Consider the following 13,242-nt stretch of genomic DNA (forward strand, 5'->3'; position numbering starts at 1 on the left):
GTCTTCATATGACCGAATCTGACATGAAAATTACCAGCGCCTACGACAAGTTTGCCGAAACTTACGACGAGTTTTACTCTGAGTCAGAGTTCGTCGCAGAAGACAGAGCGCTGTTTAAATTGTTCAGCGATCAACTGAAAAAACCAGTACTCGATCTTGGTGCCGGAACCGGATTGGCTTTGAAGTATTTAGCCCTGGAGCCAAAGGAGTATCTTTGCCGTTGAGCCTAGCGGCGGAATGCTAAAACGACTTCGCGAGTCACACCCGGGCTACCTTTCTGAGCAAAAAACTTTCGAAGAGTATGCCCCTGCGGCAATTGCAGAAAACAAGAAATTCGGTTCAATTTTGGCGCTCTACGGAGCGGCCACCTATTTCGACATCGAAAGTTATGAAAATGTCGAAAGACTGATGAACCCGGACGGCAACTATTTCTTGATGTTTTATCGTCCTGGTTACTATCCCGAACACCTGTATTCGGCTGAAGAAATCGATTTGATCAAGAGCAAGCAAAACTATGCTGCTATTTCCGCTGCTTTTGAAAACAAGTATTTGTTCTCAAAGTATCTAGTCGCGACAAATCTCCAACTTGATCTTGAGGTGTTTCAGCTCTGAATCAGTCGCCTTTGGTGGCGCACCAACAACTTGTTCTTTAGAGTTTGAGCAAAACTAATGAGGTTGCCATTACGGCCATGCCTGCGATGAAGCCATAAACGGTCAAGTGCCCGCGGGCAGAGTTGCGCGCGGTTGGCAAAAGGGTGTCGATGCTTAGAAACACCATCACGCCGGCAACCATGGCGAAAATTGCGCCCAATAGAAAATCGCTTAAGAATTGGGCCAGAACGAGATAACCCACTGCTGCACCTATTGGCTCAGCAAGACCTGAAAGAAAACTTAGACGAAAGGCCTTTAGCCTCGAGCCGGTAGCTTGGTAAATCGGCACTGAAACAGCGATTCCTTCTGGGATGTTGTGCATCGCAACGGCGATGGCTAATGCAATACCTACTTTGGGATCTTCTAGCACCAGCATGAAAGTGGCCAGACCCTCGGGCAGATTGTGAATGGCGATAGCCAGGGCCATAAAAATACCCATCCGCATCATTTTGCTAGTCTCGGCCTGAAATTGCGGTCTGCGGTCTTCGCCGATTAGTTCGACATCGGTGTTTTCGTGCGGGTTGCTTGAACTAGGAACCAAGTTGTCAATCAGTGCCATCAGCAACATTCCAGCGATGAAAAATGCAGCGGTCAATCCACTTGATTCTGGGCTATTCAGTGTGGTTTCAGAGCCTGAAGCCAATCGGGCATCGGCTTTAGGCAGGATCTCGACAAACGAAAGATAGATCATTACGCCGGCGCTGAAGCCCATGGAGGCGGCAAAAAAAGCGCGATTGGTGTGATGGGTAAAGAACGCGATTGTGCTGCCAATGCCGGTTGCTAGGCCAGCGCCGAGCGTTACTAAAAACGCTGTGATCAGTGCGGCATCCATGGCTGCCTACTTTCGTAAAAGAAATTCAGAGACAAAGAAGCCGGGCAACATTTGCTACCCGGCTGCTAAGTTTTTGAGGCTTAGAAGTCCCAGTCGTCGTCGGTGGTTGATTCGTGCTTACCGATTACGTAAGACGATCCTGAACCAGAGAAGAAGTCGTGGTTTTCGTCGGCGTTTGGCGATAGGGCTGCCAAAATCGCTGGGTTTACATCGCACTCATCTTTCGGGAAAAGTGGGTCGTAGCCCAGGTTCATCAGAGCCTTGTTCGCGTTGTAGTGCAAGAACTTTTTGACATCAGAGGTTAGGCCCATTTCGTCGTAAAGGTCTGCCGTGTACTTGAGCTCGTTTTCGTAAAGTTCGAGCAGCAAGTCGTAGGTGTAGCCCTTTAGTTCTTCTTGGCGAGCGGTTGACTCTTCGGCCAAGGCCTGCTGAAACTTGTAGCCGATGTAATAACCGTGGATGGCCTCGTCGCGAATAATTAGGCGAATTAGGTCGGCAGTGTTGGTCAGCTTGGCTCGTGAAGACCAGTACATCGGAAGGTAGAAGCCCGAGTAGAACAAGAAACTTTCAAGCAGGGTTGAAGCTACCTTGCGCTTTAGTGGGTCATCGCCGCGGTAATAACCGAGGATAATCTCAGCCTTCTTTTGAAGATTAGGGTTATCTTCACTCCAGCGGAATGCCTCTTCAATGTCTTGGGTGAGGCAAAGGGTAGAGAACACCGAGCTGTAGCTCTTAGCGTGTACCGATTCCATGAAGGCAATATTGGTGATAACTGCCTCTTCGTGCTGGGTACGTGCATCAGGCATCAAGCTCATTGCTCCGACGGTGCCCTGGATTGTGTCGAGCATAGTTAGACCGGTGAAGACGTGCATGGTTAGCTTGCGCTCGTGCGGGCGCAAAGTTTCCCATGACTGAATGTCGTTCGATAGTGGCACCTTCTCTGGCAACCAGAAGTTCTGGGTCAGGCGGTTCCATACATCTAGGTCAACCGGGTCTTCAATTTTGTTCCAGTTGATTGGGCGACTAATTAGCTGAAGTGGCATTTGTCTTCCTCTTTCTAGAGCATGCAGCTGACGCAGGTTTCAACCTCGGTACCGGTTAGAGCCTGCTGACGAATGCGGATGTAGTAAATGGTCTTGATGCCTTTGCGCCATGCATAAATCTGGGCACGGTTGACATCGCGGGTGGTGTCGGTGTCTTTGAAGAATAGGGTCAGTGATAGGCCCTGGTCGACGTGCTGGGTTGCCACAGCGTAGGTGTCGATGATCTTTTCTGGGCCAACCTCGTAGGCGTCTTCGTAGTACTCCCAGGTTTCTTCCGAAAGGAATGGTGCTGGGTAGTAGACGCGGCCGAGCTTGCCCTCTTTGCGAATCTCGATGCGCGATGCGATTGGGTGAATCGAGCTGGTCGAGTTGTTGATGTAAGAGATCGAGCCGGTTGGTGGCACTGCCTGAAGGTTCTGGTTGTAGATACCGTGCTTCATTACCGAAGCCTTTAGTTCGCGCCAGTCATCCTGGGTTGGAATGTGAATGTTTGACTTGGCAAACAGTTCTTTTACCTTTGGAGTTGCTGGAGCCCACTCTTGATCGGTGTACTTGTCAAAGTATTCGCCGGTTGCATACTTCGAGTTTTCGAAGTTGTGGAATGCGCTCTTGCGTTCAATTGCCAACTGGTTTGATGCCTTGATGGCGTGGAACACCACGGTGTAGAAGTACATGTTGGTGAAGTCGAGAGCTTCTTCGCCACCGTAGTGCATCTTTTCGCGGGCTAGGTAACCGTGCAGATTCATCTGGCCTAGGCCGATTGCGTGCGACTTGTGGTTACCGTCTGAGATTGAACGAACCGATTCGATGTTTGACTGATCTGAAACCGCGGTTAGGGCGCGAATCGAAGTCTCGATGGTCTTGCCAAAGTCTGGGCCGTCCATGACCATGGCGATGTTTAGCGAACCTAGGTTGCAGCTAATGTCTTTACCAATTTGGTTGTAGCTGAGGTCTTCGTTGTAGGTGGTTGGGGTGTTTACCTGAAGAATCTCAGAGCAGAGGTTCGACATGTTGATTCGACCCTCAATTGGGTTGGCCTTGTTTACGGTGTCTTCATACATGATGTATGGGTAACCTGACTCAAACTGAAGTTCGGCGATGCGCTCGAACAGGGTGCGAGCCTTGATCTTTGACTTGCGAATTCTTGGGTCGTCAACCATTTCCTGGTACTTCTCGGTTACCGAGATGTCGCCAAATGGCACACCGTAGACCTTCTCAACATCGTAGGGAGAGAAGAGGTACATGTCTTCGTTGTCTTTTGCCAAGTGCATGGTGATGTCTGGGATTACTACACCAATTGACAGGGTCTTGATACGAATCTTTTCGTCAGCATTTTCGCGTTTGGTGTCTAGGAAGCGAAGGATGTCTGGGTGGTGTGCGTTTAGGTAAACAGCACCGGCACCCTGACGTGCACCGAGCTGGTTTGCATACGAGAAAGCATCTTCGAGAAGTTTCATAACTGGGATGATGCCAGAGCTCTGGCCTTCAATCTTCTTGATTGGCGCACCGTATTCACGGACGTTGGAGAGGCTGAGGGCTACACCGCCACCGCGCTTTGATAGCTGCAGCGCCGAGTTGATACCGCGCGAAATTGATTCCATGTTGTCTTCGATGCGAAGCAAGAAACATGAAACAAATTCACCGCGCTGCTTTTTGCCGCAGTTTAGGAAGGTTGGGGTTGCTGGCTGGAAGCGACCCGAAATGATTTCTTCAACTAGGTTGATGGCGATGTCTTCTTTGCCCTCGGCCAAGGTGAGAGCAACCATTACAACGCGGTCTTCAAATCGCTCTAGGTAGCGTGAGCCGTCAAAGGTCTTTAGGGCGTAGCCGGTGTAGAACTTGTAGGCGCCCATGAATGCGTCGAAGCGAAACTTCTTTGAGTAGGCCAACTTCTCGAGCTCTTCGATGAACTCGAAGCGGTACTGGTCGAGAATTTCTTTCTCGTAGTACTCGTTTTCAACCAGGTAGTCGAGGCGCTCTTGCAGGCTGTGAAAGAAAACCGTGTTCTGGTTTACGTGCTCTAGAAAGTATTTGCGAACGGCTAGCTTGTCTTTGTCTAGCTGCATCTTTCCTTCGGCGTCCCAAAGGTTGATCATGGCGTTTAGCTCGTGATAGCTAAGCGCGCTTTCAACACCCATGGCTCCGGTTGCGACTCCGTTGTCATCTGCGATTTCGACTAGTTGGTTTGCCACAGCTTGGCCAGCCTTTCCTTTACTAAAGCAACATCTTCTGGGGTGCCCAGCAGTTCTACCCGCTGAATTAGTGGGACACCGAGTTTTTGAGAAACGATGTCTCCGGCTAACCCATAGCTGTTGCCGAAATTTGTGTTTCCAGTGGCGATTACACCTTTAATGTGTTTTCGATTTTCTGGGTTGTTTAGAAACTTGATTACCTGCTTGGGGACAGTAGTTTTCTCTTCGCCCGAACCATAGGTCGGTACTACGAGGATGCTATCTCGGTTGTAGGTAAAGTGTTCGGCTTCTTCGGTTTTGAGAGGGATTCTGACCGAGTTGAGACCGAGTTTTTCTACGAATCGTTTTGTATTTTCAGAGACGCTCGAAAAATACACAACGTCGTACATGGTGCAACTGCTTGATTAGGAGGCTTTTAGGGCTTTGATGCGGTCCATGCGGAAGCCGCTCCAGTGCTCATCGCCGGCAATAACAACCGGTGCCGAGGTGTAGCCGAGAGTTTTAACCATTTCGAGTGCGATTGGATCTTGGCTCATGTCGACCTCTTCGAATTCAACATCGATGGTCTTTAGTAGACGTTTGGTGCTATCGCACTGTACGCACGATGGCAAGCTGTAGACCTTTACTGTCGACATAGCCCTCTCCTATGAGTTGTGGAGGCTAATTTCCCCCGAAATAACCGATATTTTGTGAATTCTTCGCGTTTTGTTCGCTAGTACAACATAACAGAAAAACCACTAGATGTAGTAGCAAGCACTAAATTTTTTCACTTATTTAGTGATTGCTGGAAAATGATGCTCCTGAAAATTCAAAAACCTCGGATGCGACGCGCGTGTCGCGTGAAATTATCGAAAAATTTATAAAGTTGCTAAATTCCAGCTTCAAAATGTTCGCAAAAAGGTCTGACACAACTTTGGTCTAGTGGCTTAGGCCGAAGCTGAACTCAGTTTGCTTAGCTGTTCGACAGAAAGCTCAACGATAGGCATTATTTCCTGAAGTTGCTGAATCGTTCTGGCGCTGGCTATTGGTGTCGAAACTACATCTTGCTGGCGCAGCCAGGCCAACGCCACAGCTGAAATTGAACTGTGCTGCTCAGCTGCAATTTCGCCAAGCGCGGCAATTACCGCCCAACCCTGTTCGTTTTGATACTTCGAAACCCCGCCGGCTCGAACTGAGTCAACTTCGGTGCCTGGCTGGTATTTGCCGGTAAGGAATCCGCTGGCTAGGGCATAGTAGGGCAATGCCGAAAGGCCGCGCTCGCGCAAGATTGGGGCGGCGTCGGTTTCAAATTCGCCACGCTCGAGCAGGTTGTACTGATTTTGCAGAGCCACATAGCTGGTCAAATTATTTTCTGCACTGACCCGAAGTGCCTCGCTGAGCCGCGCACCTGAGTAGTTGGATGCTGCCGCATAGCGAATTTTGCCGGCGGTAACCAGTTCGTCGAAGGCCGACAAGGTTTCTAGCAAATCAACCGATTGGTCATCCTCGTGGGCGTAGTAGAGGTCGATGTAGTCGGTTTTCAATCGCTTCAGGCTGTCGTCGCAGGCGGCGATTATGTTGGCCCGGCTTAGGCCCGCTCTGGTGCTCAACTTGGCTACCTTGGTGGCGATGACCACCTGATCGCGGCCACCGCGGCTACTCATCCAATTTCCGATGATCGATTCAGATTCGCCACCGCGGTTACCCTCAACCCACTCGCTGTAGACATCCGCGGTATCGATAAAGTTTCCACCCAAATCGCGGTGAGCATCAAGTACGGCAAACGATTGGTCCTGGTCGGCAGACCAACCAAAAACATTTCCGCCAAGGCTCAACGGGTAAACCGAAAGGTTGGTATTGGGCAGCGTAATTCGGGTCATCGGTCATCCTTGGGAACGTTCGGAAGGGGTTTGGTTATCGGGCTCAAAATTGCCGTCAGCACCATCATGATAAGCGGGATGGCAAATGCCACGTAAATACCAAAAGCCTCACCAACAGCGCCCATCGCCGGACCAACAGAAACACTCGAAATGTAGACCACGGTAATGATCATGTTGATTCTTGCCGACGCCATGGCCGGGTCATCACCCATCGCGGCCACTGTCATTGGAAAGCCGATCGCCATGCCTAAGCCCCAGAGGACCAGACCGAGAATTGGCAGACTGACCACATCGACCAACATAAATACGGTGATGCCGCTGGCGGTAATAAGAGCCGAGAGCAAGACCGTTCTGAATCGACCTATAGCCTCAACGATGAAACCACCAACCAGACGTCCAATCGCAACAATCACCCAAAACAGGCCAAAAGTTGCGGCTGCGTCAGCGGCTGTGAAACCGGTTCGGGTTAGGGCGATAGGCACCCAGGTTCCGGCAGAGACCTCAGCCATGATGAACGAGAAGCCAATCACGGCTAAAAGCAAGCTGCGCTTTTCTTTCCAGACGGCGACAAGCTGGGCGCGGTTTTGCTTCGCGGCAAGCGGATCTTGGGTTACTCTCGGGTGCTTTGGCAGTGCCAGGCTGGCCCAGCTAGCCGCGACTAAAAACAGCAGAGCAATCACTAGGTAGTGCCACTGCAGAAGAACTCCCTGGGCAATTACGGCGCTGGAGATGCCGGCTGCCAAGAGCATGCCAACGCCAAAACCGCCGTGCAGTGCTGGAAACAGGCTGCGAGTAGTGGCTTTATCAACCATGTTGCCCTCGTAGTTGGCGATGTAATCACCAATTCCCATCGGGAAGCCCATGACAAAAAGACAAATGGCAGCCAGCCAGGTGTTGCCTGACTCAAGCGCAAAGCCCAGGACACCTAGACCAAGTCCGGCAGAGCCGTAACCAAAAAGAGCCACCATTCGAGAACCAAAACGATTTGTCCAACCGTTTGCAAAGAAGATGCCCACCAGGCTGCCAGCCGGATAAACCATTGCCAGCCAACCCATCTCGGCATCGTTTAGGCCTAGCGACTCTTGAGCTTCGGGGGCTCGACTTAGCCAGGTCGAAAACAAAAACGCTCGGGTGAAAAACAGGAGGAAGGTTGCGGCGAACCAAACGCCGATGCGTGTTTGTCTTGACATAACAGCAAGGCTAACATTTTGGCAAAATTTACAATTTCGTTATTGACCAGTAAAAATGGGCGTTTGCGCCTTACAAACATCGCGAAATGTTCGGCCGGCACGACTTTTTACCCCGGTCCAGTGGGTCTTTCTCAGATATGTAACCGTAACGAAATGTAAACGAAAATATTGGAAATGATTTCTGAATTAGGCTGGGACTACGCACGCTGACGTGGAATGCACGCCAGCTCGTATACCCATCGGGAGGAAAAGTGCGCTTTAAGAAATTACGTACGGCAGTTGTTGCGGTTGCAGCAGTTGCGGCGTTGACCCTGACCGGCTGTGCAGCAGCTGCGCCAGCAGGCAACGACAACATCATTACGGTTAACGGCAGCGAGCCGCAAAACCCAATCATCCCAACCAACACCAACGAGGTAGGTGGCGGTCTAATCGCCGACAACATCTTCGCCGGTTTGGTTTACTATGACGCGAGTGGCGCACCAGTTAACGACATGGCTGAGTCAATCACCTCAGAAGACAACCAGACTTGGAACATCAAGATCAAGAGCGGTTGGAAGTTCACCAATGGTGAAGAAGTCACCGCCGAATCATTTGTGAAGGCCTGGAACTACGGCGCATTGCTAAGCAATGCTCAGTTGAACAGCTACTTCTTTGAGGCTATCGAGGGCTTCAGCTACGACGTAGATTCAGAACTAACCGGCCTAACCGTAGTTAGCCCAACTGAATTCACCGTAAAGCTAACCTCAGCGCAGTCTGACTTCCCACTTCGTTTGGGCTACACCGCATTCATGCCGCTACCTTCAGTCTTCTACGACGACCCAGCCGCATTCGGTGAGAACCCAATCGGAAACGGCCCTTACATGCTTGACGGCGAAGGTGCCTGGAAGCACAACGTTGAAATCACCTTGGTCAAGAACCCTGACTACAAGGGTGGCCGTGCTCCGCTAAACGGTGGTCTAAAGATTGTGTTCTACGCATCGTATGACGCTGCCTACGCAGACCTACTAGCCGACAACCTAGATGTTTTGACCGGTATCCCAGATTCAGCCTTGAAGACTTACAAGGCCGACCTAGGTGACCGCGCCATCGATCAGGGTGCAGCTATCTTCCAGTCGATCACCATCCCAGAGCGATTGGCTCACTTCTCGGGTGAAGAGGGTAAGTTGCGTCGTGCAGCTATCTCGATGGCAATCAACCGCCAAGAGATCATCGACGTTATCTTCAACGGAACTCGTAAGGCAGCTCGCGACTTCACTTCACCAGTAATTGCTGGTTGGAGCGACAAGCTTGCAGGTTCGGAAGTTCTTGACTTCAACCCAGAGAAGGCGAAAGAGCTTTGGGCACAGGCTGACGCAATTTCACCTTGGACCGGTTCGTTCCAGGTTGGCTACAACGCCGACGGCTCACACCAGGCCTGGACCGAGGCTGTTGCAAACAGCATCAAGAACACTCTTGGTATCGATGCATCAACCAACCCAGTTCCAACCTTCTCTGAGTTCCGCACGCAGATCACCTCTGACACCATCCAGACCGCATTCCGCACTGGCTGGCAGGCAGACTACCCAGCATTGGCTAACTTCCTAGCTCCGCTATACAAAACCAATGCAGGTGCAAACGATGGCGATTACTCAAACCCAGAAGTAGACGCACTGTTCGACAAGGGCGACCAGGCGGCCTCGCTTGAAGAAGCAAACGGCTACTACCAGCAGGCACAGGAGATCATGCTTCAGGATCTTCCAGTACTGCCCATGTGGTACGGAATTGCCAACGGTGGTTACTCAACCAAGGTCGAGGGCGTGAAGTTTGGTTGGAACTCTGTTCCACTACTACACGAGATCTTGAAGAAGTAATTTCGTTAGACAACTAGATAGAGTTGGGGCGGTGGCTGCGATCGCAGTTACCGCCCCAATTTCTGGGTAATCAAAGGTGAAACAGTGACCGGATACATCATTCGTCGCGTACTTCAAGCGCTACCGGTTTTCTTTGGAACAACATTCCTGATTTACTTCATGGTCTTCGCCATGCCGGGAGACCCGATCATTGCAATGTTCGGAGACCGTGGAGTTAACCAGGCTGTGTATGAGCAGCTGAGGGCGCAGTACCATCTCGACCAGCCCTTCATCGTTCAGTATCTGATTTACATCTCGGGCATTGTTCAGGGAGATTTCGGCACATCTTTCTCTGGCCAGCCGGTTGGTGAAATTCTCGCGGCAACTTTTCCGGTCACGGTTCGCTTGGCGCTAATTGCAATCACAATCGAAATGATTGTCGGAATCGCCATCGGCCTAATTTCTGGCTTGCGCAAAGGAAAACTGTTCGACAATAGCGCGCTGGTGGTAAGCCTGCTGCTGATTTCAGTGCCGATCTTCGTTATCGCCTTCATCATGCAATACGTATTTGCGATCGAGCTGGGTTGGGCAAAGCCAACAGTCAGCGGCGAAGCCGGTTTCCTGGAGTTGCTACTTCCCGGAATTGTTTTGGCTTCGATCAGCATCGCCTACATCATTCGACTAACGCGGTCATCGGTAATCGACACCATGAACCAAGATTTCGTTCGAACCGCATACAGCAAGGGTCTCAGCACCACTCGAGTCACTCGAGTGCACGTGCTTCGAAACTCCCTAATTCCGGTAGTCACATATCTTTCTATTGACTTTGGTGTGCTGCTGGTCGGCGCCACCGTGACCGAAGGTATTTTCAACGTTCCTGGAGTGGGGCGCACTCTTTATCAGGCCATCATCCGCGGCGAGGGGCCTACAGTAGTTTCTTTCGTAACCGTGATGGTGCTCATCTATCTCGCAGTCAACCTGCTTACCGATCTGCTTTATGCAGTGCTTGACCCAAGGATTCGCTATGGCAAATAAAAACGAACACTTTGTAGCCGATTTCAGCGCTGATGCAGTTGCTGAGGTTGACGCGGTAAGAATTAGCGAAAAGACCAGCAATCTCTGGCTTGATGCTTGGCGAGACTTGCGGAAGCGTCCGATGTTTTACATCTCGGCAAGTCTGATTGTTTTAGTGCTTTTGGTTGCGCTGTTTCCACAATGGTTTACTCAAACCCCGCCAAATGACAATTGTCAGTTAGCCAACAGCAATGGTGCGCCTACGGAGGGGCATCCTTTGGGTTTCACTAAACAGGGCTGTGATGTTTACAGTCGCATTATTTACGGAACCTCAACTTCGCTAACTGTGGGCCTTTTGGTCATGATTATGAACTTGGTGATGGGAATAATTGCCGGTTCGATTGCCGGTTACTTCGGTAAGTGGGTTGACGCAGTGATTTCGCGTTTGGGCGACATCTTCTTTTCGATTCCTTACATCTTGGCCGCAGTGGTCATCATGTCGGTTTTCTCGGCATACCGAAACATCTTCGTGATTGCCGCCGCTATCGGCATTTTCTCTTGGCCTTCAACGGCGCGTTTGTTGCGTGCAGAAATTTTGCGGGTCAAAAATGCCGACTTTGTGATGGCATCTACCGCCATCGGCGTCAGCCGAATGAAGATTCTGTTCCGACACGTTTTGCCAAACTCAATTGCGCCGGTCATTGTGGTCACCACACTCTCGCTGGCAGCTGCAATTGTTGCCGAAGCAACCCTGTCGTTCTTAGGCGTTGGCTTGCCAACCACCACCATGTCTTGGGGCAATGACATTAGCCAGGCTCAAACTGACTTGCGAACTGCACCTCAAGTTCTAATTTGGCCCTCGGTTGCACTTTCCGTAACAGTTTTGGCCTTCATCATGTTGGGTGAGGTTGTTCGAGATGCACTTGACCCGAAAGCGAGAGCGCGCCGATGAGCGAAACACCACTGCTATCTATCCGTGATTTGCAGATAGATTTTCCTAATCAAAGCGGTGCGGTCCGCGCTGTCGACGGGGTCAACCTCGACCTCTACCAAGGCGAGACTTTGGCAATTGTGGGAGAGTCTGGATCGGGTAAGTCGACAACCGCGCACGCCATCATTAATCTGCTTCCCGGCACCGGAAAGATTTCTGGGGGCTCGATTGTTTTTGACGGCAAAGAACTCGTCGGCATGTCAGACCACGAGCTCGAATCAATTCGCGGAAATCAAATTGGCTTTGTGCCGCAAGACCCGATGTCGAATTTGAACCCGGTTTGGTCAATTGGTTTTCAGGTTGAAGAAGCAGTTCGAGCCAACGGAATTGCAACTGAGAAAAAAGCTGTTCGCGCCGCCGCCATTGATGTTTTACGCAAAGCCGGGCTGAGTGATGCCGAAGCTAGACTTCGTCAGTTTCCGCACCAGTTTTCAGGTGGTATGCGTCAGCGTGTTCTCATCGGTATCGGTCTCGCGGCTAACCCAAAGCTTCTGATCGCGGATGAGCCAACCTCGGCTCTGGACGTCACGGTTCAGCGCACAATTCTTGACCATCTGACCGAGCTGACTCACCAGAGTGACACCTCGGTGATTTTGATCACTCACGATCTAGGTCTGGCAGCCGAGCGAGCCGAAAAACTCGTTGTCATGTACCGAGGAAAAGTAGTCGAATCTGGACCAAGCCTCGAAGTGCTAAGAAACCCCAAGCACCCGTACACTAAGCGACTGGTTGCGGCAGCACCATCGCTGGCATCTCGTCGATTGAGCTCTGGCGGTTCGGCCGCGGTAAACGAATTCGACCTTTCGGCGGTAGCTAAAGAGCGCATTGCAAGGGTAAAGGCCGGCGAAACTGCGGTCAGTGTAAAAGACCTAACCAAGATTTACGCAATCAAGGGCCAAGGTTTCAAATCAACTCCGTTCACCGCGGTCGATTCAGTGTCATTCGAAATCAAACGTGGCACCACTCTGGCTCTGGTTGGCGAATCGGGTTCGGGTAAGTCAACGGTTGCCAAAATGTTGCTGGGTCTAGAAAAGCCAACCAGCGGAGACATCGTCATCGACGGTCAACACGTTGGTGAACTCAAAGCAAAAGCACTTTTCAAGTTGCGCTCAAAAATGCAACCGGTGTTCCAAGACCCTTACGGATCACTCGATCCGCTGATGAACATTGCCAACATCATTGCCGAACCGCTGTTGACTCACGGCATCGGAGATCGCGCCTCGCGCAATCAACGCGTAGCTGAGTTGCTTGACCAGGTGGCCTTGCCGGCAGCACTGGCAACTCGCTACCCCAATGAACTGTCTGGTGGTCAGCGCCAGCGTGTGGCGATTGCCAGAGCCTTGGCGCTGAAGCCTGAGATTGTTGTCCTTGACGAAGCAGTTTCGGCTCTGGATGTTTTGGTGCAGGCTCAGATTCTTGAATTGCTGGCTGGTTTGCAGGCAGAGATGGGCCTAACCTACCTATTTATCACCCATGATCTTGCAGTGGTTCGAGTAATCGCTGATCAGGTCGCTGTGATGAATAAAGGTCAGATTGTAGAGTTTGGCTCGACCGACGATATCTTCAACCGTCCGCAGCAAGATTACACACGCAACTTGCTCGATGCGATTCCTGGTGCGAAGTTATTGCTCTAAGCAGGTT

13 protein-coding genes are annotated in these 13,242 nt (G+C 51.0%); 6 read left to right on the plus strand and 7 right to left on the minus strand.

Annotated features, from left to right (window positions below):
* Positions 1-8: 8 nt before the first annotated feature.
* Both A4Z71_RS01070 and A4Z71_RS01075 read left to right on the plus strand, forming a co-directional pair.
* The gene (locus tag A4Z71_RS01070) at positions 9-224 is read left to right on the plus strand and encodes a class I SAM-dependent methyltransferase (protein ID WP_070954146.1); all 216 of its coding nucleotides are present in this window, start codon (positions 9-11) and stop codon (positions 222-224) included.
* Positions 225-237: 13 nt separating this feature from the next.
* On the plus strand, positions 238-612 hold the full coding sequence (locus A4Z71_RS01075) for a hypothetical protein (protein WP_070954147.1): 375 nt from the start codon (positions 238-240) through the stop codon (positions 610-612).
* A 37-nt stretch (positions 613-649) separates the two neighbouring features.
* Here A4Z71_RS01075 and zupT read toward each other — a convergent pair whose 3' ends face one another.
* The 7 genes from zupT to A4Z71_RS01110 form a co-directional block, all read right to left on the minus strand.
* Positions 650-1,483 (minus strand): zinc transporter ZupT, encoded by an 834-nt coding sequence (zupT, locus tag A4Z71_RS01080; protein ID WP_070954148.1) that lies wholly within the window; start codon positions 1,481-1,483, stop codon positions 650-652.
* A gap of 80 nt (positions 1,484-1,563) precedes the next feature.
* Positions 1,564-2,526: a class 1b ribonucleoside-diphosphate reductase subunit beta gene (gene nrdF / locus A4Z71_RS01085; protein WP_070954149.1), complete on the minus strand. Its 963-nt coding sequence runs from the start codon at positions 2,524-2,526 to the stop codon at positions 1,564-1,566.
* Between the two features lie 14 nt (positions 2,527-2,540).
* Positions 2,541-4,664: a class 1b ribonucleoside-diphosphate reductase subunit alpha gene (gene nrdE, locus A4Z71_RS01090; protein ID WP_070955183.1), complete on the minus strand. Its 2,124-nt coding sequence runs from the start codon at positions 4,662-4,664 to the stop codon at positions 2,541-2,543.
* 38 nt (positions 4,665-4,702) lie between these two features.
* A complete protein-coding gene (gene nrdI / locus A4Z71_RS01095; RefSeq protein ID WP_070954150.1) occupies positions 4,703-5,107 on the minus strand; it encodes a class Ib ribonucleoside-diphosphate reductase assembly flavoprotein NrdI in 405 nt (134 codons plus the stop codon).
* A gap of 15 nt (positions 5,108-5,122) precedes the next feature.
* Positions 5,123-5,353 carry a glutaredoxin-like protein NrdH gene (gene nrdH / locus A4Z71_RS01100; RefSeq protein WP_070954151.1) on the minus strand — a complete coding sequence of 77 codons (231 nt, stop codon included), beginning with the start codon at positions 5,351-5,353 and terminating at the stop codon, positions 5,123-5,125.
* A 291-nt stretch (positions 5,354-5,644) separates the two neighbouring features.
* Entirely contained in the window at positions 5,645-6,577 is a 933-nt protein-coding gene (locus A4Z71_RS01105) for an aldo/keto reductase (RefSeq protein WP_070954152.1), read from the minus strand.
* Positions 6,574-7,767 (minus strand): MFS transporter, encoded by a 1,194-nt coding sequence (locus A4Z71_RS01110; RefSeq protein ID WP_070954153.1) that lies wholly within the window; start codon positions 7,765-7,767, stop codon positions 6,574-6,576. The genes A4Z71_RS01105 and A4Z71_RS01110 overlap by 4 nt, the downstream gene beginning before the upstream one ends.
* A gap of 251 nt (positions 7,768-8,018) precedes the next feature.
* Between A4Z71_RS01110 and A4Z71_RS01115 the strand changes: the two genes are divergently transcribed.
* From A4Z71_RS01115 to A4Z71_RS01130, 4 genes are all read left to right on the plus strand, one after another.
* Entirely contained in the window at positions 8,019-9,617 is a 1,599-nt protein-coding gene (locus tag A4Z71_RS01115; protein WP_070954154.1) for a peptide ABC transporter substrate-binding protein, read from the plus strand.
* Between the two features lie 84 nt (positions 9,618-9,701).
* On the plus strand, positions 9,702-10,631 hold the full coding sequence (locus A4Z71_RS01120; protein ID WP_070954155.1) for an ABC transporter permease: 930 nt from the start codon (positions 9,702-9,704) through the stop codon (positions 10,629-10,631).
* A complete protein-coding gene (locus A4Z71_RS01125; RefSeq protein WP_070954156.1) occupies positions 10,621-11,562 on the plus strand; it encodes an ABC transporter permease in 942 nt (313 codons plus the stop codon). Before A4Z71_RS01120 ends, A4Z71_RS01125 begins: the two co-directional genes overlap by 11 nt.
* A complete protein-coding gene (locus A4Z71_RS01130; protein WP_070954157.1) occupies positions 11,559-13,235 on the plus strand; it encodes a dipeptide ABC transporter ATP-binding protein in 1,677 nt (558 codons plus the stop codon). The genes A4Z71_RS01125 and A4Z71_RS01130 overlap by 4 nt, the downstream gene beginning before the upstream one ends.
* The last annotated feature ends 7 nt before the right edge of the window (positions 13,236-13,242 follow it).

Source organism: Candidatus Rhodoluna planktonica, from assembly GCF_001854225.1.
In the GTDB taxonomy this organism is placed as follows: domain Bacteria; phylum Actinomycetota; class Actinomycetes; order Actinomycetales; family Microbacteriaceae; genus Rhodoluna; species Rhodoluna planktonica.

Bases quoted from the DNA above. Each gene is read 5' to 3' on its own strand.
- A4Z71_RS01070 (WP_070954146.1), top strand. From the start codon at position 9: ATGACCGAATCTGACATGAAAATTACCAGCGCCTACGACAAGTTTGCC.
- nrdE (WP_070955183.1), bottom strand. From the start codon at position 4,664: ATGGGTGTTGAAAGCGCGCTTAGCTATCACGAGCTAAACGCCATGATC.
- nrdI (WP_070954150.1), bottom strand. From the start codon at position 5,107: ATGTACGACGTTGTGTATTTTTCGAGCGTCTCTGAAAATACAAAACGA.
- A4Z71_RS01130 (WP_070954157.1), top strand. From the start codon at position 11,559: ATGAGCGAAACACCACTGCTATCTATCCGTGATTTGCAGATAGATTTT.
- nrdH (WP_070954151.1), bottom strand. From the start codon at position 5,353: ATGTCGACAGTAAAGGTCTACAGCTTGCCATCGTGCGTACAGTGCGAT.
- nrdF (WP_070954149.1), bottom strand. From the start codon at position 2,526: ATGCCACTTCAGCTAATTAGTCGCCCAATCAACTGGAACAAAATTGAA.
- A4Z71_RS01105 (WP_070954152.1), bottom strand. From the start codon at position 6,577: ATGACCCGAATTACGCTGCCCAATACCAACCTTTCGGTTTACCCGTTG.
- A4Z71_RS01125 (WP_070954156.1), top strand. From the start codon at position 10,621: ATGGCAAATAAAAACGAACACTTTGTAGCCGATTTCAGCGCTGATGCA.
- zupT (WP_070954148.1), bottom strand. From the start codon at position 1,483: ATGGATGCCGCACTGATCACAGCGTTTTTAGTAACGCTCGGCGCTGGC.
- A4Z71_RS01075 (WP_070954147.1), top strand. From the start codon at position 238: ATGCTAAAACGACTTCGCGAGTCACACCCGGGCTACCTTTCTGAGCAA.
- A4Z71_RS01110 (WP_070954153.1), bottom strand. From the start codon at position 7,767: ATGTCAAGACAAACACGCATCGGCGTTTGGTTCGCCGCAACCTTCCTC.